15 protein-coding genes and 4 pseudogenes are annotated in these 20,589 nt (G+C 58.0%); 13 read left to right on the top strand and 6 right to left on the bottom strand.

Going from position 1 to position 20,589, the window contains the following annotated elements; genetic code table 11:
- Positions 1-610: 610 nt before the first annotated feature.
- A pseudogene (locus tag FEE96_RS24035) lies at positions 611-832 on the top strand (recombinase family protein); the annotation flags it as partial.
- Between the two features lie 86 nt (positions 833-918).
- Complete coding sequence (locus FEE96_RS23930) at positions 919-1,197, top strand: hypothetical protein (RefSeq protein ID WP_171021809.1); 279 nt, start codon at positions 919-921, stop codon at positions 1,195-1,197.
- Positions 1,198-1,489: 292 nt separating this feature from the next.
- Here FEE96_RS23930 and FEE96_RS23275 read toward each other — a convergent pair whose 3' ends face one another.
- The gene (locus FEE96_RS23275; RefSeq protein ID WP_138165526.1) at positions 1,490-2,605 is read right to left on the bottom strand and encodes a polysaccharide biosynthesis/export family protein; all 1,116 of its coding nucleotides are present in this window, start codon (positions 2,603-2,605) and stop codon (positions 1,490-1,492) included.
- 89 nt (positions 2,606-2,694) lie between these two features.
- On the opposite strand from FEE96_RS23275, the gene FEE96_RS23270 reads away from it, so the two are divergent.
- From FEE96_RS23270 to FEE96_RS23245, 6 genes are all read left to right on the top strand, one after another.
- Positions 2,695-3,543, top strand: a complete 849-nt coding sequence (locus tag FEE96_RS23270; protein WP_138165525.1) for an NAD-dependent epimerase/dehydratase family protein — start codon at positions 2,695-2,697, stop codon at positions 3,541-3,543.
- A 20-nt stretch (positions 3,544-3,563) separates the two neighbouring features.
- The gene (locus FEE96_RS23265) at positions 3,564-4,175 is read left to right on the top strand and encodes a sugar transferase (RefSeq protein WP_138165524.1); all 612 of its coding nucleotides are present in this window, start codon (positions 3,564-3,566) and stop codon (positions 4,173-4,175) included.
- Positions 4,176-4,525: 350 nt separating this feature from the next.
- Positions 4,526-6,400, top strand: coding sequence for a polysaccharide biosynthesis protein (locus FEE96_RS23260; RefSeq protein WP_138165523.1), 1,875 nt, complete (start codon positions 4,526-4,528; stop codon positions 6,398-6,400).
- A gap of 235 nt (positions 6,401-6,635) precedes the next feature.
- Positions 6,636-8,765 (top strand): YjbH domain-containing protein, encoded by a 2,130-nt coding sequence (locus FEE96_RS23255; RefSeq protein ID WP_138165522.1) that lies wholly within the window; start codon positions 6,636-6,638, stop codon positions 8,763-8,765.
- The gene (locus FEE96_RS23250) at positions 8,762-9,454 is read left to right on the top strand and encodes a YjbF family lipoprotein (protein ID WP_138165521.1); all 693 of its coding nucleotides are present in this window, start codon (positions 8,762-8,764) and stop codon (positions 9,452-9,454) included. Before FEE96_RS23255 ends, FEE96_RS23250 begins: the two co-directional genes overlap by 4 nt.
- Positions 9,455-9,576: 122 nt before the next feature.
- Entirely contained in the window at positions 9,577-9,798 is a 222-nt protein-coding gene (locus FEE96_RS23245; protein ID WP_138165520.1) for a hypothetical protein, read from the top strand.
- Between the two features lie 223 nt (positions 9,799-10,021).
- On the opposite strand, the pseudogene FEE96_RS23240 reads toward FEE96_RS23245, so the two are convergent.
- A pseudogene (locus tag FEE96_RS23240) lies at positions 10,022-10,261 on the bottom strand (sugar phosphate nucleotidyltransferase); the annotation flags it as partial.
- A gap of 115 nt (positions 10,262-10,376) precedes the next feature.
- Positions 10,377-10,952, bottom strand: coding sequence for a recombinase family protein (locus FEE96_RS23235; RefSeq protein WP_138165519.1), 576 nt, complete (start codon positions 10,950-10,952; stop codon positions 10,377-10,379).
- A gap of 131 nt (positions 10,953-11,083) precedes the next feature.
- Here FEE96_RS23235 and FEE96_RS24195 point away from each other — a divergent pair.
- From FEE96_RS24195 to FEE96_RS23220, 4 genes and pseudogenes are all read left to right on the top strand, one after another.
- Positions 11,084-11,524: pseudogene (locus tag FEE96_RS24195) on the top strand (DUF4158 domain-containing protein); the annotation flags it as partial.
- A 132-nt stretch (positions 11,525-11,656) separates the two neighbouring features.
- Positions 11,657-13,480 carry a Tn3 family transposase gene (locus FEE96_RS23230; RefSeq protein WP_246079590.1) on the top strand — a complete coding sequence of 608 codons (1,824 nt, stop codon included), beginning with the start codon at positions 11,657-11,659 and terminating at the stop codon, positions 13,478-13,480.
- Between the two features lie 105 nt (positions 13,481-13,585).
- Positions 13,586-14,173, top strand: a pseudogene (locus tag FEE96_RS23225) (IS5 family transposase); the annotation flags it as partial.
- Between the two features lie 230 nt (positions 14,174-14,403).
- Positions 14,404-14,679 carry a hypothetical protein gene (locus FEE96_RS23220; RefSeq protein WP_138165517.1) on the top strand — a complete coding sequence of 92 codons (276 nt, stop codon included), beginning with the start codon at positions 14,404-14,406 and terminating at the stop codon, positions 14,677-14,679.
- Between the two features lie 161 nt (positions 14,680-14,840).
- Here the strand turns inward: FEE96_RS23220 and FEE96_RS23215 are convergent, their stop codons facing one another.
- Complete coding sequence (locus FEE96_RS23215) at positions 14,841-15,926, bottom strand: ParB/RepB/Spo0J family partition protein (protein WP_138165516.1); 1,086 nt, start codon at positions 15,924-15,926, stop codon at positions 14,841-14,843.
- Between the two features lie 59 nt (positions 15,927-15,985).
- The gene (locus FEE96_RS23210) at positions 15,986-17,389 is read right to left on the bottom strand and encodes an AAA family ATPase (RefSeq protein WP_138165515.1); all 1,404 of its coding nucleotides are present in this window, start codon (positions 17,387-17,389) and stop codon (positions 15,986-15,988) included.
- Between the two features lie 460 nt (positions 17,390-17,849).
- On the opposite strand from FEE96_RS23210, the gene FEE96_RS23205 reads away from it, so the two are divergent.
- Positions 17,850-18,872, top strand: a complete 1,023-nt coding sequence (locus tag FEE96_RS23205) for a replication initiator protein A (RefSeq protein WP_138165514.1) — start codon at positions 17,850-17,852, stop codon at positions 18,870-18,872.
- 33 nt (positions 18,873-18,905) lie between these two features.
- On the opposite strand, the gene FEE96_RS23200 is transcribed toward FEE96_RS23205, so the two are convergent.
- The gene (locus FEE96_RS23200) at positions 18,906-20,150 is read right to left on the bottom strand and encodes a glycosyltransferase family 4 protein (protein WP_138165513.1); all 1,245 of its coding nucleotides are present in this window, start codon (positions 20,148-20,150) and stop codon (positions 18,906-18,908) included.
- Positions 20,151-20,589: the final 439 nt, after the last annotated feature.

The raw sequence follows: 20,589 nt of genomic DNA, 5'->3' as shown, positions 1-20,589 counted from the left end.
GTGAATGGGGAGGCATGACGGGAGGGGGCGGGTAGGCCCGGCGGCCTTGTCTACCGTTGCCTGTCTACGCGCGGTTGACTGTCAATTGGGTTCCTCTGTGTATTTCTGCGGCTACCGGGGGGGCGTGGAGCGAAATGCTCAACAATTTTTAGCATACTACATGGGACATCCGACTCATTATGAGTAGCGCTATAAAAATTCGGCCACCCTTATGAGTAAACAAATAAAACACAGAGAATTTGCGTCGACGGTATATTTTTGACCAGAAAGTCGCCCCCCAGAGCGGGGAAGTCCGGTGGCCTGTCTGAGGCAATGCCCGTTTTCCGAAGCCAGACATCCGCGCGCGGACTGGAACACTAGAAAGGGCCCATAGAATATGATGTGACAGGGAGGAGGGTGAATAGGTAGTAGTGCCGCTTGTTTCTCGGACTCCACCGGCTGTCGCCCGGTAAGTTTCGCCGGGAACATGACAACCTCCAGCATCCGTGGAAACCGATAGGGAACCAGTCTTGGCACATGAAATGTGCCTCTGTTAATCATTAGTCTAAATAGGACGTCACTCCCACTAGAAAAATCAATGGCTTGCAAGGTTTAAATCCATGGGGGGCAATTGGGACAGAAAGCAGGCACCTACGCACGGGTTTCAACTTCTGATCAGTTGTGCGAATGCCTGATAGGTAAACTCACCAGTTTTGTTGAACGAGGTAACTTTGAGATCGTTGGGGTGTTCAAGGAAACCGATTCGGGCACAAAGTTGAACCGTGCCGCCCGCAACCAAATCATGGAAATGGCGCAGGCCCGAAAAATTGATGCTGTTCTTGTGACCGAGCTTTCGCGATGGGGGCATCCACGCCATCAACAAAGCCCCGCAAATCTGTTTTTTTTGGTTTCGATCCTGCGGGGGCAGCTGTTACGAGCATGTCCCACGCAACTATTCAGGTTAAATGGGTCGCCCCCAGCCGGAACAGGCCCCGTTATTGGGCGAAACGTCACCGTCGGTGGTTGGTCCAGCTGCGCAAGTTTCCATATCTACATCAGCAGATCGCCTTCGAGGAGCTCAAACGTGCCATCGACCAGATCGGGGCACGTATTGCAACACTGAACCAAACAATCGAAACGGCCATCAAAAGCTGGCATCTTGCCTCGGTCGTGGATGCACTTCGAGCGCTGCACGGCATAAATACGACAATCGCGTAAGCCCGAACATGGCACGGCTCTACAACCGTCTCAGAAACAATGGAAAGCCTTTCAAAGTCGTGATCACTGCTGTCATGCGAAAACTCGCCATCATCGCCAACACTCTCATCACGGAAAACAGAAAGTAAGGAGAATGAATATGGTCCACACAGAGTTAGATTTGCGCGAACGGCGTGTAATTGAAAACATGTTAAACGCAAACACACCGGAAAGCATAGTTCGCAACCCTTGCTTGCCGGTGGTGACTTGGCGGGGTTCCAGGTGTGCCACTCCGCCGAGCCCGCGCCCCATGTCAGATGACACCGGCAGCGCTGAAGACGCCGAAGAAGTTGCCGATGATATTGGAGATTGTCAGAGCATCGTTGATCGGAGATTCGGTGGCCATGACCAGGTCGCCGGGTTGGATCTGAAAAGTACGCGCCGAGAACAATCCGTCAGCGGAGGTCAGATCGAGCGTGAAAACCACCCGCTGCTGGCGGGGGCCGCGGGTCCCGGGTGCGACGGCGCTGGAGGCATATTCGCGTAGGATCAGTAATCCCTGTGGGTCCGCCCGGCTGTCCTGAAACCCGCCCGAGATCGACATCGCATCCATCGCCGAAACCTCGTCTTTGGTGAAGGTATGCAGATCTTCGCGACCGGTGGCGCCGAACGACAAGAAATACCGTTCGTCTTCTTCGACAAAAACCCGGTCACCGCCGCGCAGCAACGTGTCCAGCTGCGGATTGTTCAGCAGGTTGTCGATTGAGGTGCCATAGATATGGTGCCCGCGCACCAAACGGATCTGCGGGTTGTTGAGGCTGGCACTGATACCACCACCAGCCGAGATCAGCCCCATCACTGTGTAGTTGCGATCCGGCATCGGGTAGGTGTTGGGCCGGGCCACACCGCTGATCAGATCAACCGAGTTATTGCGCCCTTCGGTCATGCTGAGCTGCACCTGGGCAGAGGGCACAATCGGTTCGATGGCGCGCTGCATTTCCTCACGCGCCAGATCCGGTGTCAGCCCCAGCACATTCACATTGCCCACATAGGGCATGAAGATGGTGCCATTGGCCGCCACCTTGATGTCCTGCAGCTGGATCACCTTCTGGTCGACGGCGGTCAGTAAGGAGTTGTCATTGCTGTCCCAGATCCTGAGGGTCAGCCTGTCGCCAGATTGTATGATCTGAGTGCGGGCGCCTTGGTGGCCACGAATCCAGCTCAGGCGCTCCTGTTTGCCGGTTGCGGGCCATTGGGCCACGGTGGGCAGGAAGGCGCGGTTGACTTGGTAGAGGGCAAACCCCGCATCTGGCTCGGAGGATTGCGTGAGAATCTCTTCGCTGGCAGGCGAGCCGCCGGGCAAACGGCCACAGGCCGCCGGTAAAAGGGCCAAGCTTGCTGCCGCAAGTACGAAGAGGAAATGGCGCATTTAAGGAGCCTTGTCAGAAAAATACTTGATTTTTAGTTGCCGCAAGATACTGGGCTGAGGCGGAGCGTCAACACTAACAGGGGGTGAAATTGGTTTTTCCACAAGTCCTTGTCTTGGGTGCATCAGGACGAATTGGCCGGGTGTTGCGCCACTGCTGGCCGGGAAGTGCCGATCTGCACTGGCAGACACGCCGTGCACAAGGGGAGGATGGAACCGGACAGGGGTGGCGAATTTTCGACCCCCTTGGTGATTCTGCTGCCCTTGTCGCAGCAGCGCAGGGGGTGGACGCAATCTTGTGCCTTGCGGGGGCGGTACCGGGGCGCAACAACGCGATGGAGGATAATATGCGCCTGGGCGAAGCGGCTGTGCGGGCGGGTGCAACCACCGGCGCGCAGGTTTTTCTGGCGTCTTCGGCTGCAGTTTACGGCGGCCGGCCGGGGCTACTGCCAGAGGAGGTCCCTCTTCTTGCGACCACGCCCTATGGAGTGTCCAAGGCGGAAATGGAACAGCAAGCGGCCCGCCTTGGCGTCGATCTGAACGTCCGAGTTTGCGCCTTGAGAATCGGCAATATCGCCGGGCTGGATGCCATCCTTGGCGGTTGGCGGCCGGGGTTTCAACTTGATGTCTTTGGGGATAACAGAACACCCCGGCGCAGTTATATTGGCGCAGGGATTTTGGCCCGGGTTTTGGCGGATTTGATGCCGCTGCAGGATCTGCCATCTGCGCTAAACATCGCACAGCCCGGGGCCATTGAAATGGGAGATCTTCTGCAGGCCGCCGGTCTTGACTATGATCACCGTCCGGCCCCGGAAGGCGCTCTTCCTGAGGTGGCACTCGACGTCTCCCGGTTGAATGCGCTATTGCCTGCAGATCATCAACTGCCAGCTACGGATCCGGCGCAGATGGTAGCGGAGTGGCGCGCCTTAGGGCTCGAGTAAACGAGGGACACCCCAGAGATATGACCTGGCACAAGCGGCTTTTTGATCTTTTCTTTGCGACGCTGCTGGTGCTGGGCCTGGGGCCGATCTTGTTGGGGCTTCTCCTGTGGCTGCTGTTAAAAGAGGGGCGACCACTGTTTTACGTGGCCCCGCGGATGAAGGGCGTGGATCAGCCGTTTTCGCTGTGGAAGCTCAGGACTATGACCGTGGTCGAGGCAGACACTGGGGTATCCGGTGGTGACAAGGCGTCGCGAGTCACCAAAACCGGGGCCTGGCTGCGCGGCCGGCGATTGGATGAATTTCCCCAGTTGTGGAATATCCTGAAGGGGGATCTGAGCTTTGTGGGCCCGCGCCCACCTCTGCGCCAATATGTAGAGAGGCACCCGGAGATCTATGCTCAGGTGCTGGCCTCCCGACCGGGGGTGACGGGCTTGGCTTCGATTGTCTACCACAAGCATGAGGCGGCGCTGCTGGAGCGCTGTCAAACACCGGCAGAAACAGATGCAATTTATTCCCGCGTCTGTGTACCGGCCAAGGCCCGGCTGGATCTTATCTACCAACGCAATCAGAACATGTGCTACGATTTTGATTTGGTCTTTCAGACCATCGGTAACATCTTCCGCCGCGGTTGATCTCTCCGATTCGAAATCTATATGTGTTATTCATCTTGGGCGATGTGCTTGTGCAAGGAGGCTGCGCGCGCGTATTTGTCTGTTTTATTGTCTGTTTTCATGAATATACACTCTTCCATGGGCTTTCGTTGAGCCTGAATTCATGCTAGGTTGAAATCTGTATCACACTGGATACTGGCAAATTTTTAAGCTATTTCGCGCTGTGCCCAGCCAAGGGAGGTGATGCGTATTTTGAAGCGAGTATTGTATCACCGGCTATAGCACTTGCACATACAAGGATACGACCGGTCACCTGCAAGTTGCTGTGCAGCACATAGATTAGAAGCCCAGAGGGGGATGGGGCGCAAAACATGTTGACTTTGATCAGCGTACTTTCACGCAAGCAAAAATCTTGGATTTTCCTCGCGGTTGATTTGCTGCTTTGCCCTTTGGCGCTGTTGTTCACCTTTTCTGTCCAGACCCTCCCGCAGAGCGCGCTTTCCAGCTTCGCGGCGCTGTTGCCAGCGCTACCCTATGTGATTGCGGTAACCGCCGGGCTGTCGCTGTGGTTTGGTATCCCACATGTACAGCTTGTCGCCTATGAACGCCACGCGGCCGGACTCACCGCCTTGGTGGCGCTGGCAACGGCTTCTGCCGCTGCTCTGTTGGATGGGGTGTTTGGCCCAGGTCTGCCCATCGGCACATATGTGGTTTTTGGGATCAACTACTTTCTCTTTATGCTTGCGGCGCGGGCAGTGTTGTACCGGATTGTTCTGGCAATCTACCATCGAGCCCGCCCCGGCTGTCGGGTGTTGATCTATGGCGCAGGCACAACCGGCACTCAACTGGCTCAAGCGCTCAAGGCACATGGTGAAATTGAGCCTGTGGCCTTTGTGGATGACAACAGCTCGCTACAGGGGATGACCTTGATGGGAATGCCGGTTTTCCCCCCTGCCCGCATCGCAGAGATCGCCAGCTCTCGGGAAATCAAACGGGTGCTGCTGGCAATGCCCTCGCAAAGCCCTCCCAAACAAGCACAGCTGACTCGCCATCTTCAGGAAATGCAGCTTGAGGTACAGGTCCTGCCGTCTTTTGCCCAGCTCATCGGAGAAGAAGCACTGGTGGACAAGCTGGCCCCGGCCGCACCACAAAGTTTTCTGGGCCGCGCTGCGCGGGATGTACCTCTGGGGGATGCGGGTACGTCTTATCAGGCGCGCAGCGTCCTGGTTTCAGGCGCCGGCGGGTCGATCGGATCCGAGCTCTGTCGCCAGGTGCTGGCCTGTGGCCCGACCAAGCTGGTGCTTTATGAGCAGTCCGAACTGGCCCTGTATACCATCCATCAGGAGTTGGCTGAGCTGGGTCGGGATATGGGGGTAGAGGTGGTGCCAGTGCTGGGATCGGTCACTGACGCGCATCAGGTGCGCCTGGCTCTGGAGACCAATGCAGTGCAAGTGGTGCTGCATGCAGCCGCCTATAAACATGTCCCCCTGGTCGAAGCCAATCCGCTGCCAGGGCTGGCCAATAATGTGCTTGGTGCCCAGACACTGGCCCAGGCGGCAGACCGGGCGGGAGTTGAACGTTTCATCCTGATTTCGTCTGATAAGGCGGTGCGCCCGACCAGCGTGATGGGAGCGTCCAAGCGGATGGCAGAGCTGGTTGTTCAGGATCTTGGCTCCCGCAGTACCAGGACCGTCTTTACCATGGTGCGGTTTGGCAATGTTCTGGGCTCTTCTGGCTCAGTGGTGCCGCTGTTTCAGGACCAGATCAGCCGGGGTGGCCCGGTGACTGTGACTGACCCCAATGTGATGCGTTATTTCATGACCATCCGCGAGGCGGCGCATCTGGTCTTGCAGGCCGGAGCCGAGGCCCGCCGGGATGAGATTTTTGTGCTCGACATGGGAGAGCCGGTGCCCATTTTGCAGCTGGCCCGGCAGGTGATCGAAAGCGCTGGCTATACGGTGCGCGATGAGGATCTGCCGGGGGGCGACATTGTCATCGAGATCACTGGGTTGCGCCCTGGTGAGAAACTGGAGGAAGAGCTGACCCTGTCTCAGAAGTTGACCAGCACCCGTCACGCCAAGATTTTCTGCGCCCGCGAGGCAGGGCTGTCGGAAATCGAAGTGGCTGCAATGTTGCGGGCGCTAGGCCAGGCGTTGAATAGCCATGACGAGACGGCTGCACGTCAGGTCATCACCCATTGGGTTGAGGGCTATCGTCAGCCTGAGGCCGACCGTAAAACCTCTTGATCTCGCAGAGTATCTTCAATCAGCAGCCCTATCGTGGCAGATCCGCCTCAATAGGGGGTGATGTGATGTCGTCGTCTGCAGGGGCGTTGATCGTTCGATAGGTTATGTGATTTAAGAAAAAGCAGAAAATTAGATTGGCATAAGGCGATTGCTTTCCGTGTACCCACTCCTCACAGGACAGATATTTCAAGTCGCATGCCGCCACCCTGTGCGGCTGACAGGAGTGGCGCTTGCCATGGCCGGGGCGTTTACCTCCGCTCCGGTTTCGGCGCAGGATCCAGCTTTGAATGCCCCCAGTTTCACCCCTTTGCCAGCACCCAGCCTGAACTTCTATGGATCGCCCGGCCTGCTGGATATGCCAAGCGCTGAGATGCAGCCGGATGGGCAGTTTTCGGTCTCGTATTCCTGGTTTGGTGGCCAGGCCCGCTACAATCTAACCTTCCAGGCGCTGCCCTGGCTCTCGGCCAGCTTTCGCTACAACGGCATCCAGAACCTCAGCACCACGTTTAGCACCTATTATGATCGCGGCTTTGATGTCAGGGCCCGGCTCTGGCGTGAGGGACGCTATCGGCCCGAGGTCACTATGGGGCTGCAGGATTTTGCGGGCACCGGCATTTATGCGGCGGAGTATTTTGTAGCCACCAAACAGTTTCAGGCGCCCGCGCTTGGCTTTGGTGGCGCCACTGGCAGGGTGAAACTCTCGGCGGGGCTGGGCTGGGGGCGACTGGGGTCTTACGGGGCCATCGGCAATATCGGCAACCGCTCCAGCTTTACGCCAGGATCTACTGGCGGCACCCTGTCTTATGATCAATGGTTCCGGGGGGATTTTGCCCCCTTTGGCGGCATTGAATGGCAACCCAACGCGCGCTGGGGCTTTAAGCTGGAGTATTCTTCGGACGCCTATGTCGCCGAAACACAGGATGCCGATGTCTTTGAGCGCAAATCCCAACTCAACTTTGGGGCGGAATATCAGGCCACGCCGCGCACCCGTCTGGGGGCCTATTATCTCTATGGCTCTGAAGTTGGTGTGACCGCTCAAATCCAACTGAACCCCTTTCACCCCGTGCGGCCGATGACGGTGCCTGCGCCGCTGCCCATTGTGCCGCGTTCGGACTGGGCCAAAACAGAGGCCGACTGGAGCCGCAACTGGGCGCAGAGCGCGGAGAGCCGCCTGACCCTGCGGGACCAGTTGGCCCAGCAATTGGAACAGGACGGGTTGATCCTGGAAAGCCTGGAAATCGACAGTACCCGCGCAGAAGTCCGCTTTCGCAACCCCCGCTATCGATCCGATGCACTGGCGGTTGGGCGCACAGCTCGGGTGATGAGCCGCATACTGCCTGCCTCGGTTGAGACGTTCCGGATGGTGCCGGTGCGCAGTGGCATGGGATTGTCAGCCACCGAAATCCGGCGCTCAGATCTGGAGATGCTGGAGCATGATGCCCATGCGGCGGATGCGCTGGTGGCGGTGGCCGGGATTGGTGGCGCTGCCCCGCTGCCGGATGCGGCACTGGTTTCACCAGGCCTCTATCCCGCCTTCAGCACCTCGGTCAGCCCCTATAGCGCCCCTGCGTATTTTGATCCGGACCAGCCGTTCCGCTTGGATCTTGGACTGGATTTCAAAGCGACTTATGAACCGGCACCAGGCTGGGTCATTTCCTCCGCTCTGCGTCAGCGGCTCTGGGGGAATGTGAAAAATGGCCGCGCCTCAAACTCAAAACTGCCCCATGTGCGCACAGATCAGGTGGAATATGCCCAATATGGGACCACATTGGAAAACCTCTTTGTCAGCCGTTACTGGCAGCCGGACCACAATCTCTATGCGCGCGCCACGGCCGGGCTGTTTGAAAGCATGTATGGCGGGGTGTCAGCTGAGCTGTTGTGGAAGCCGGTAGATAGCCCGCTGGCACTGGGATTTGAGGCCAACTATGTGGTGCAGCGTGATTTTGATCAGCGCTTTTCCTTCCGCGATTACAAAACCTTCACGGGTCATGCCTCGGCTTATTACGAACTGGGTGGTGGCTATCAGATGCAGCTGGATGCCGGGCGCTATCTGGCGGGGGACTACGGCGGAACCCTGAGCCTGGACCGGGTGTTTGACAATGGATGGCGCGTGGGCGGATTTTTCACTCTGACCGATGTTTCGGCCGAGGATTTTGGCGAAGGGTCATTTGACAAAGGGTTTCGGTTCGACATCCCGCTGGACTGGATGCTGGGCAAGCCAAGCCGCAATAGCTTTGGCCTGACCGTTCGGCCTGTGCAGCGGGACGGAGGCCAGCGGGTCCATATGCCAGGACGGCTTTACGGGCAGATCCGGGATGCTCATCGCGCCAGCCTGACCGATCAGCGGGCAAGGATGTGGGAATGAGAATACTGCCAGTGAAATGGGCTTCGGTTCTGGGGTTGGCCCTGTTGGCCGGCTGTAGTCAGGGACCGGATGGGCCGACGCTGGAGCTGGAGGTGTTTCAGCTTGTCCAGCAGCGAGTCGCCAGCATTGGCGGGTCAGCGGCGGCCGCGGTTGAGCGGCCGCCGCTGACCCGCGCAGCGCTGGACACGGTCGAAGGCCCTTATATTGAGGTGACGGTCGAGAACCGCGATATCTTTGCCTATCTGTCACAGCAGCTGGTACGCCGCGATGGTAGCCCCGGCGAAATAGTGGTCTGGCGCACCGAGGATAATATCACCCTGGCGCTGCGCAGCGGCGTACTGGTGGCCACACGGGGGTTGGGGGATGATATTCTGTCGGCCTCGGCGCCGGTGGCGACCGGGAAACCCGGTCCGGTTACGGGCGGCGCCCGCAGCTACCAGATCCGCGGATTAGACAATAAGACCCAAACACTGGTGATGGCTTGCAGCCTGCTGGATCTGGGCCCCGCACCGGTCGAGATTGTTGAAGTCACCTACCCTACCCGCCGTATTCAGGAACGGTGTGAAGCTCAAAACAGCCTTGTGGTGAATGATTATTGGGTCGATTCGCGCTCTGGAAGAGTCTGGCAATCCCGGCAATGGGCGGGCCCAACAATTGGCTATCTGCGCATCCGTCAGCTGACAATCTGAGCTGATTTCATGCAACAACGCGTTTAAAACACAATAGTCAAGGGTTCCCCCATAACAAGTATCGTTGAAATGCTACCGCATTTCGCATACAGATGTTCAAAGCATTCCACAGGAGTTTAATAATGAAACAAATCATTGCAGCCTTTGCTCTGGCCGTTATGGCCAGCACCACTGCATCAACCGCGACGGCTCAGACTGTTGAGACGACAACGCCTGTTCTGGGCGGCGGTGGCGGTTTGGCGGTCGGTCCCCTTGGCGCTCTTGGCCTGACAACACTTGTGTTTGTGGGTGTCGTGGCCAGCGGCAGCGACGGAACATCGACAACCACAACCACCACGAACTGATCCGCGCAGGGGACACTCCCTCCGCTGTCTTGCAGTTGTGATCTCAGACTGTAGGCTAGGTTGACTGGTTGAAATAGAAGGCGGGCCTACATGGCCCGCTTTTTCTGTATCGTGGGTTTGCCATGCTGCGGCACAGGTCATGACGCGTTGGAGAGCCTTTCGGGTCGCTGCCCTGGCTCAGCAGCCCCTCAAGATAGGGACCATAGGCATTTCAGGCAAGAAGCTAAGCCTCGGTGATCCAGTTCTGGGCCCAGGCAATTTCCTCGGGACAGCCGGTCTGCAATCCTTGACGCTGTTCTAGGGCACGTACAAAATTGCACATGTCCAGCTGCGTGGCATGAGTACCGATATCCAGCCAAGCACAGCCACGGCCCATGGTTTCGACACGCAGCGCCCCCTCCTCCAGATACATCTGCAACAGGTCGGTGATTTCCACCAATTCACCCCGCGGCGAGGGCCGCACCTATTTGGCCCACTCCAGAGCACTGCGATCCCACCGGAAGGTTTGTTCATAGGATCCCGTTACGGCGGAACAAGATGGGGTCTATCCCAACAAAGGTACGTAAAGTCCCACAGGATTATGGGTGATCTCTGACGCGCATGATTGTCTGTCTGCTGGTTTCGAACTGCCGCGCGATAGCTGAGATTGTTTCGCCGTTTTCCAGTTTTTGCTTCACTTCGGCCTGCTGATCCTCGGAAAGGGCTGATGGTCGTCCGAGGGGCTTACCTTCCGCTTTGGCGCGCGCGAGGCCGGATTGGGTACGCTCGATGAGCAGGTCGCGCTCGAACTGGGCGACGGCATTGATGACATTCATGGTCATCTTACCAGCGGAGCTGGTGAGATCGACGCCACCGAGGGCGAGGCAGTGAACACGGATGCCGATCTCTTCGAGCTTTGCGACGGTTGTGCTGACGTCGATGGCATCACGGCCCAACCGATCGAGTTTGGTGACGATCAGAACGTCACCCTTTTCCATCTTGTCGAGCAGTTTGGAGAACCCTTCCCGCTGTGCGATGGCCATGGAACCGGAGATGGTCTCTGTGACGATGCGATGCGGCTCAACGGCAAAGCCTGCCGTTTTGATTTCTTGGATTTGATTTTCGGGTGTCTGATCGAAGGTAGAGACACGGGCATAGGCGAAGGTGCGAGACATGGGTGGTTTTGTTACGAAATGGCTGTACGGAATAATACTCCTGTCCTATAATATTGCAAGGTAATTTACGGACGTCCTTTGCAGCCCTGTCCGCAATCGCTCCTTTTCGGACATCAGACACAAAAGCAGCCATGGCACGAATGCGCATCCTCACAACCAATAAACAGCAGGCTTTCGACAAGCCACCTCTGTTTGATCATCGTAATCGCAAGAAATACTTTGACCTGCCCAAGGGGCTGATGGACATCGCCAAGAGCCTGCGTTCGCCCGGCGGCCAGATCGGCTTCCTTTTGATGTGTGGGTATTTCAAAGCGACCAAACGCTTTTACCAACCACAGGATTTTCACGAGCGCGATATTGAGGCCATCGCACGACTTCTGAGGCTGCCGAGCTCTGAACTTATTTCTGACGCCTACGCCAAACAGACACGGCAACGGCACCAAAATATCATTCTGGATTTCTATGGCTTCACGCCCTTTGATGACACTGCGAGCAATGCCCTTTCCATTGAGATCGCCACGATGGCGCGGATGCATCTCAAACCGCGTCTGATTTTCGACCGCTGTGTAGACTTTTTGATCCAGAACCGCATGCAGGAGCCGTCTGCCTATCGGCTGAATGATCTGATCCGTGCCGGCCTGCATGACCGCAAGGCAGAGCTGATTGTCTTGATGGATAGTCACCCGCCCGCCGAAGCGCGGCACTTGTTGGATGATCTGTTCTCAGCCTCAGATGATCAGAACCGATATCGCCTGACCCTTCTGAAGAAACTGTCGCAATCGACCAACCCTTCACGGATCAAGGATGCCGTGGTAGATTTCCAGGTCTTGTCAGAGCTGCATGATCGCTTGGCCGCTATTCTTGCCAAACTTGATCTGGGCACTGCTGGCATCCAGTATTTTGCGGGCAGCGTTCTGCGGTCGGAAATCTTCCAGATGCAACATCGGGAGCGTAACGACCGCCACATTCATGCAGCCGCCTTTGTCGCTCATCAGTTCTATCGCTGCCAGGACAACATGATCGATCTCTGGCTCAGCGTTATGGCATCGTTCAAATCTGCGGCGGCTCGGGACTATCAGGAAACCCTGGTGCAAGAGCGCAAGGATCAGCAGCGGCAGATCGGCATTGTCGTCGAGGGTCTGGAGACATCCGTCTTTGGTGTCCTGCGTAATATCCGTGGCGTCATGGCAGCAGCCAACCTGTCGGATGCGCAAAAGGTCACGGCGACACAGACCCTTCTCAATCAGAGCAAGACAGACGACTTTGACCAGCTGAAGAATGACTTAGCCGCTACTGCCAGTGAAGCCGGTTGGCATGACATTCTGGAAGCGCGATCCGTGAAGCTACAAAATCGCCTCAGCCCCCTGCTGCGGGCACTCAGTTTTATGCCAAATAAACGGGCAATTGCCCTGCTAGAGGCAATTGATCACTTCAGAAACGATGGGGAAATGTCCGCCGCCCACGCGCCTATGGGTTTTCTCGATGTCGCTCAGAAGGACGCGCTTGTTCGCGGCGACGGCAGCTTCCGGGTGTCGCTCTACAAGGTGTTCCTGTTTCAAGCGGTCACCACGGCCATCAAGTCTGGTAATCTCAATGTGGAACAATCCTACAAATACCGGCCCATGGACGCCTATCTGATCGACAGGAGCCGTTGGCACCGGGAGAAGGCCCGGCTGTTGGAACGTGCAGGCCTCACAGAGCTCGCTGACCCTGAACCCGTTCTGACCAGGCCCAACGTGGCGCTGACTGCCGAATACTGGGCGACCAATGATCGTGCGGCGGGCAATCTCCATCTTAAGTTGCGCAAAGACGGTACATTCCACATTGCCACCCCGGCGCTCGATGCCCGCGACAGCGATCCACTGGGCGATCTCTTTCCCCAACGCCACGATGTGGCACTCGCGCAGGTGCTGGAAACCGTCAACAATCACTGCAACATGCTGCGGTCTTTCGAACATTGGCAGCAGACCCATGTCCGGCAGGCCACCATCCGCGATAATTGGGACGACCTACTGCGCCTCGTCGCAACCATAAAGCCCAAAGACAATACCGCCTCCGACATCTTCCGGCGGCTGAATTCTTATTCCAGACAACACACTCTGTATCAGACCATGAAGGCCTTCGGGCAGATCATCAAATCCCTCTTCATACTGCGATATGTCGATGACCTCGCGCTCCGGCAGGCCATCGAAAAACAGCTCAACAAGGTCGAATTGGCCAACCGATTCACCCGCGCCGTCGCGATCGGAAACCCGCGTGAATACACCCAGACCGAAAAGAAAGAGCAGGAGATCGCAGAAGCCTGCAACTGCCTGATCCGGAACGCCATCATCTGCTGGAACTATCTCTACCTCGCCCGACAGGTCGAAAAGGCACCGGATCCCGAGGCCCGGGAAACCCTGTTGCGTCTGATCGCAGCCCACTCGCCTATGTCATGGGCCCACATCAACATGCTCGGCGAATACGATTTCTCCGAAGAAAAGCTCCGCGACACCCTCGGTATCCTGCCCCCGAAAATGGCAGCTTAGAAACGGTGTGAAAACGGGAGAGCCAAAACCAGAAAAAAGAACCCCAAAACAGACAACTTCAACAAATCCTGTGGGACTTTACGTACCTTTGTTGGGACGAACCCAAAGATACACATCCGGATTGATGAGCCGACACTGGAGGTACGGGCAATTGAGGTGATCAACAGCATCGGAGATACCCCAATGCTCCCAGACCTTCTTAACCAGATCCCGCCGGATCAGGATATTGGCAGCGTCACAGCGGACGGAGCTTACGATACGTGCAAGTGCCGCGATGCGATTGCGGCTCGGAATGCCCATGCCGTGATCCCGCCGCGCAAGAACGCCACGTTATGGAAGCCTGACACGCCCGGAGCCAGGGCCCGAAATGAGGCCGTTCGATCCACAAAGTACCTGCGCCGCGCATTGTGGCGACATCTGACAGGATACCACCGCCGGAGTCGCGTCGAAACCAAGATGCATTGTGTGAAACTGCTCGGTCAGAGCCTCTCTGCGCGGGACTTCGATCGCCACGTTGCAGAGATCCAAATCCTCGCTGCGATCCTCAACGGCTTCACTACGCTTGTCATACCCGAAACTGTTAATCCGTCTGGGGTAAGGAGGAGACCGACCTCAGGCCGGTTTGTGCAACAAAGCCCTTCACGAGTCGAAACGACACGTCCAATGCTGGTCAAGCCAGCCCACCCCAGGTGACTCTCACGCAGCCAACCCATGTCCTCGCACTGGGTGAACGTACGGGTTTCGACGCTCCCCTTGTCGCCGTCAACCGTTTGCAATGATGCGGGATCGTCATGTTCCCGTTCCTCAGGCCACAGTGTTACATCCTCGCAAAGACTGCCCTGATTTGCTTTCAGAGCCAGTACATAGTCGGCACCTTCGAACTGTTTGAGGCTGCCCGGACCTACCCGTCGGCCCATTAATTGATGACCACGACCCCGTCAATTTACGGTGCCAACACAGAGATGCCGTTCAACGAGCGGATGCAGATCGAGACTCAGGTCTTGTCTTATGCCGCCACCGAAGCGACACTGGGGATCGAAGCAACGAAGAACATGCTGGAGATGCAGGCCGACGACGTGTCCGCCACCAGGGCCGATACCGGGTTGTTACAGGATCTGACCGGGATCACTGCGCAGGTGAATGTTGCCAGTCGTGTAGCCCGCTTTGTCGCGTGGTACCAAGAGTATAATCAAGCCTGAAGCAGGAATAAACTTAACATAATATGTTTCGCGCGCGAAACATTTGAACAGATCCAACTGACAGGGAGGGTGCGTTTTCTGGCCCTGCACCCAGAATTAGAGACGAAAAATCGCCCGGAGACGCCATCTCATATTCTGCCAGTAGCTCTGCTGAAATGTAATTACCGCTGCTGTAGCCAGGCCCGCAAGTCTTGGATCAGTGTCTCATCGACGCCCGCGCCGCTCAGTTCGATCCGGTGCTGACCGGGGGTATAGCCAAGCCGTAATCCCGGTGCCAACTGGGTGTTGATGCGTTCATCTTTGGCAGGTCCCGGTGTCCGAATTCTTGGGCCGAGGTCCGCCGGGGCAGGGGAGGAAGTCTCTTCATCAGGCTCTGATCGGCGGGCTAGAGCCGCTGTTTCAGCCGCAGCAACTGCTGCCGACAGGATCCGCAATTCCCCCGTTGGGGTCTCTCGGTCTCCAGCTCGCAGCTGGGCAGTCAGGCTTTCTGTAAAGCCGGGATCCCGAGTGATCTCCCGAACCAGGGCCAACCCCAGCTTTTCATTGATCGTCACCGGGAAATACAGCACTGCATCCAGGGCTTCGACCAGCGTCACAAAGCTCCCGATTTTGGATCGTTTGGCGCGGGTGGCATTGCCAAACAAGCCCTGTAGAGCCATTTTCTGATTGGGGTAAACACCTTCGCGCAGCGCGCGCACTGCAATCCGCGCCCGCTCATAGTGGCTCAGATTGACTCGAATTTCGTTTTCTTCCACCATCGCCACATAGGCGTCACGGGCTGTTTCCGGCTGGATCACCAGCGCCTTGATTGTGGCAAATTCAGGCTCTGAAGTCTCGGCGTAGAGCCTATTTAACGCAGACAGACGCCGCCAACCCGAGATCAATCCATGGGTTTTGCCATCGGGGCGATCCGTAAGCGCCACCACCTCGATCGGGGTCTGCTGGCCCCGGGCGCGCAGCGAGGCCATAAGCGCGCCCATTTCATCTTCGTCCTGTTCCAGCCGGTCCCGCACCAGGTGGCTCTCATCAATCATCGCCAGATCAAGGCGTTCAACCAACCGACCATCCGCCCGGGCACTTTCCAGCACCGCGCTCAGCTCGCTCAGGGCGGATTGCGCCGCCGCATCCGAGGCAACCTGAGCAATCGGCGCAGAACTGGCCAGAGGCGCGCCAAGCGCCGATTTTGTTTCCGGCGCGGCGTCCAGATAACTGGGTTGGGCCGGGGTCAGGCGCTTGCGTTTGGCCATGGGTGTCTCTCCTCAGGGGTAAAGATCGCGGATCCTGCCCCAAATCCTTTATTAGAGCCTTACTCGGCCGCGCGTTGCGCCGCGTCCAGTTCGGCCCGCCGCCAAACCCCCAGCAACAGGCGTTTGAAGGCAGCATAGGTGGCGTCAAATGTTTCGCGGCCCCGGGCATAAGTCTCGCGGTTGAAGTCGCGGTAATCCGCCTCGTAAATGCCATTGACCTGTTCACCGGCCTGACCAATCAGTGCGGTGAAATCCTGACGGTGCGGGGACAATGTGCGGCCCAGATAGGCCTGCATCAGGGCCGCCAGCTCGCCCTGCTGGGCGCCGTCATAACGGGTGATCACCGTGCGCACCGCTTCCCACTCAAACCCCATCTCTGGCCGCCCCAGAGCGCGCGCAGCAAGGTTCTCGCCATCCTCGATGCTGGCAAATGTCGAATGCAGCATGTCAAAGAACCGGCCGGTGCTGTCAAATTCAAGGAAGGAGGCCCCCATCGGCACCAGCAGAATGTCGGCCGCCGAAAGCCCGTTGATGGTCAGGTAGCCCAGGGCCGGCGGGGTATCGATGAACACCAGGTCATAGTCGTCCAGCACCCCGTCTGCCTCTAGCCGGTCGGTTAGCGCATCCCAGAGCTTCCAGCCCCGTGCCGCCATCCGCCAGACCGGGATCTGGAACTCTGCCCAGTACAGGTTCAGCTGTGCCCCAATCAGGTCAATATTGGGCCAGTGGGTGCTTTGGATGACATCCCGGGCGGTCATGTCCATCGCTGCGTTCAGCGCCTCGTCCAGCGGCTGCGGCGCATCGCCCCGGTCCAGCCGCCGCTGGTTTTCAATGCGCAGGTGTTCGCCGTAGTGGCGCGCCAGCAGTGGGAAGGCAGTCTGCCATTCGTCATCGACCTTGCCGCCAAAAATCGAGGTCATCGAGCCCTGACTGTCGAGATCCACCACCAGCACCTTGTAGCCATCCAAAGCGGCGGACATTGCCAGATGGGCCGCGGTTGAGGTCTTGCCTACGCCGCCTTTGAAATTGGCCACGGCGACCATCTTGGCAGGCAGGCCTTTGGGACGGTAGGGCAGATAGTCTTTGGACTTGGACCCCTGTTCGCCAAAAAACGCCCGCAGCCGCAGCACCTCGTCCAACGAGAACCATTTGGCGCCGCCTTCGGTTTCTGCTTGCCCCTGTGGCAACTCAGGATTGGCTTTGAGCACGCGGCGGAAATGGGCGCTGGCAACCGGGATCAGATAGCGGGTGATTTCCCAGGTGGAAAACAGGCGCAGCTGCTTGCGGCCTTCTTTGTCGATGCCCCGACTGGACAGGTCTTCGCGGCCATGGGTGCAGGCGGCTGCGATCTCGGCAAAGCCCGCCGTATCCGTGGCCGCATCCAGGTCAGCCAGAGCAGCATCGGGATCGATGTTGAAGTAAGGCGGCAGGGGCTGGGTGGTCTTATGGGGATCTTTTGCCATCTGGAGGGCCTGTCAGAGCTACGGTTGCACCGGTGGTACCGCTTCTAAATCGGAATGGATGTACCACCTTTTGCTCACAATAGCACAAAAGACAGCATATGGAAGCATAACGCGCAGGCGAGATGTATTTTCCTAGCAAATCCGGGACTTGCAGCAAGGTTGGAGGGGTGAATTTGGAGGTCTGAAGATTTTTTATGTAGTTAATATTTAGTTATTTATAGTTAAGGGCGCGGGCGAGATCCACAAAGGGTTTTATTTAAAGGATCTTTTGGGTGTTATTGAGGTCAGAGTGAATCTAAAACCACGTTAAAGTGACTCTGAACCCCCGATAAGGTGACTCCGAACCCCCGTTGTGCCGTCCTGTGGATAACCCTAGGGTGGGTGTCACTAAAACCACGAAACCGAGTCACCCCGCAGCAGGCATCAAGACGGGGATCGGGCAGACCGGGCAGGGATCAATATGTGTGCAGCGCTGACAGGGGTCATCGGACCGTCGGGAGAGCAGGGAGAATTCTTTCTGTGCGACGTGTTTGGCGCGATTCCCAAAAACGATCTGGCCTCGATGGAGCATCCGTTGTTTTCGCTGGCGACCCGCCCCGATCGGCGCATCCTGAGTTACGAACACAACGGCACACAGATCAGCGTGACGCCCTCGGTCAAGGGATTGGCGACAATCCACGACAAGGACATTCTGATCTTTTGCATCAGTCAGCTGATGGCGGCGCTGAATGCCGGGCGGCAGATCAGCCGCACCCTGCATTTGAAAGCCCATGACCTGCTGATGGCCACTAATCGCGAAACCTCGGGGGATGCTTACCGCCGTCTGCGTGAGGCGTTTGAACGGCTGGCCGGCACCCGGATCACCACCAATATCGCCACGGGCGGGGTGGAGGTCACCAAGGGGTTTGGCTTGATTGAAAGCTGGGAAATTGTCCGCCGCAGCAGCTCGGGGCGCGGTGCAGGGCGGATGACCCATGTGGCGGTGACCCTGTCGGACTGGCTGTATCAGGCGGTGATGTCCAATGCGGTGTTGACCCTGAGCCGCGACTATTTTTCTTTGCGAAAACCGCTGGAGCGGCGGATCTACGAGCTGAGCCGTAAACACTGCGGCCGCCAGCAAAGCTGGACGGTGTCGGTGGACACCCTGCTGAAGAAATCCGGATCGGCCAGCCCACGCCGGGTGTTTCGCAAGATGCTGCGCGATATGATCGCGGCGCAGCCGCTGCCGGACTATGCGCTGGAGGAACAACCCGGGGATCTGATCCGGTTCAGCCAAAAACACACAGTGGTAGAACGTCCGGGCGCGATGCCCCCCAGCCTGCGCCCCGAGACATTGGAGCAGGCCCGGGCGCTGATCCCTGGCGCCGATGTCTATGCGCTGGAGGCCGACTGGCGCGGCATGTGGGCCCGGTCCGGATCCCCCAAGCTGCGGGCGCCGGACGCGGCGTTTCTGGGCTGGGTGAAAAAACGTCTCGGTTCTTAGCGCCCGTGGTGAAGGCCCTGAATAGAGCCTTTTTTAAAGGATAATCCGTTTTGCTGCGGGCACCAGTGCGTTGATTTGGGCGATGTGATCGGGCAGGCAGCGGGTGTGAAAGTCGTAGGTTTCCAGCACATGGGCGCGGGCGGCGGCGCCGAGATGGGCATAGGCTTTGGGATTGGCCAGCACATCCACCACCTGATCCGCCAGCGCCTGCGGCTGAAAGAAATCCACCAGCATGCCGGTTTCACCATGGGTCACCGCCTCGCGCACCGGGGCGACATCTGCCGCCACCACGGTGGCCTGCATCGACATCGCCTCAAGCAGCGACCAGCTGAGCACAAAGGGCATGGTCAGATAGATATGACAGCGGCTGAGCTGGATGATCCGGTTCAGGTCGTCATAGGGCACCCGACCCAGAAAATGCACTCGACCCCAGTCGACTCTGTCACCCAGTTCGGCCTCCATCTCGCCGCGCAAGCCGCCGGGGTGTTTGCTTTCAGCGCCATAAGACGTTTCGTTACCACCGATCATCAGCACCCGCGCCTTGGGGCGGCGGGCCAGGATTTCGGGCAGGGCGCGCATCATGATGTGGAAGCCGCGGGTGCGTTCCATGTTGCGGGCGATATAGGTCACCACCTCATCCTCGCGGGTGAGGGGGGCCCCCAGCCGGCCCAATCCTACCGAGACCTCAGGGTTGGGCACCAATCGGTCGCTGCGAATGCCATCATGGCGCACGTAGATGTTGGAGTGAAAGCTCTTTGGGAAACGGTCGCGCTGCCAGTAGGTGGGACAATGGCCCAGATCCACCGCCTGAAAGCTGGCATTGGGCACTGCATTGCGGGCCTGGGCAAAAAAGCAGGCCTGATCATTGACGGGGCTGTCCGGATCAAATCCGACAATGCCCCCTGTGGTGCGATAGAAATATTCAAAGAAGCCAATCACCGGCACATCGGGCCAGATCTCCTTGGCAAACAGCAGCTCCCCCCAGCCGGTGTGGCCGATGATGATATCCGGCTTAAAGCCCTGATCCTGTTCCAGCTGGCGCATCGCCATCGCCGCCCCCAGCCCGGTCCCGGCGGCGGCTTCCCAGTCTTTGGACAATCCATAGGCATCTTTGGCGGGCTGGTGATGCGGGCTGTAGGTCACCGTGGTGACGCCGGGCAGCTGAGTGCCCTTGCGTTGGGTGAGAAAGACAATGTCATGGCCACCCTGTGCCACCAGCCAGGGCACCAGCTCGCGGTATTGGCCGGGCATGTTCTGATGGACAAAAAGAAACTTCATGGGCTGCGTCTGCCTGTCTTTGAATATCCCTTATGCATGCCGGGGGAATGGATCCGGTGCAAGCGGGCAGTAAGGCTGGCCATGGTTTCTCCGGTTTTCAGTGACCCGGACACCGGGCGAGCGTTTTCAAGCCCGCTTTGGTGTTGGAGAATTATTTGTGCTGGCGCTTCGAGAGCCAAAATGCGTCCAGCGTATCTTTAGAAACGTCGATTCCGATGCTATCATTAATGCGCCTTTTCCTTGTCTCGTCCTGTCATGCGGCCCCAAAGCCGTGGCAATGCGGTCGGCTCTGGAGACGGGGCTTGTCTGGTGCCGGGTGAATGGGGAGGCATGACGGGAGGGGGCGGGTAGGCCCGGCGGCCTTGTCTACCGTTGCCTGTCTACGCGCGGTTGACTGTCAATTGGGTTCCTCTGTGTATTTCTGCGGCTACCGGGGGGG

Origin of the sequence: Parasedimentitalea maritima, assembly GCF_005771405.1 — a bacterium.
GTDB classification, from domain to species: domain Bacteria; phylum Pseudomonadota; class Alphaproteobacteria; order Rhodobacterales; family Rhodobacteraceae; genus Parasedimentitalea; species Parasedimentitalea maritima.
The sequence above is the reverse complement of the archived record's forward strand: the minus strand, read 5'-3'. Positions and strand labels throughout refer to the sequence as shown.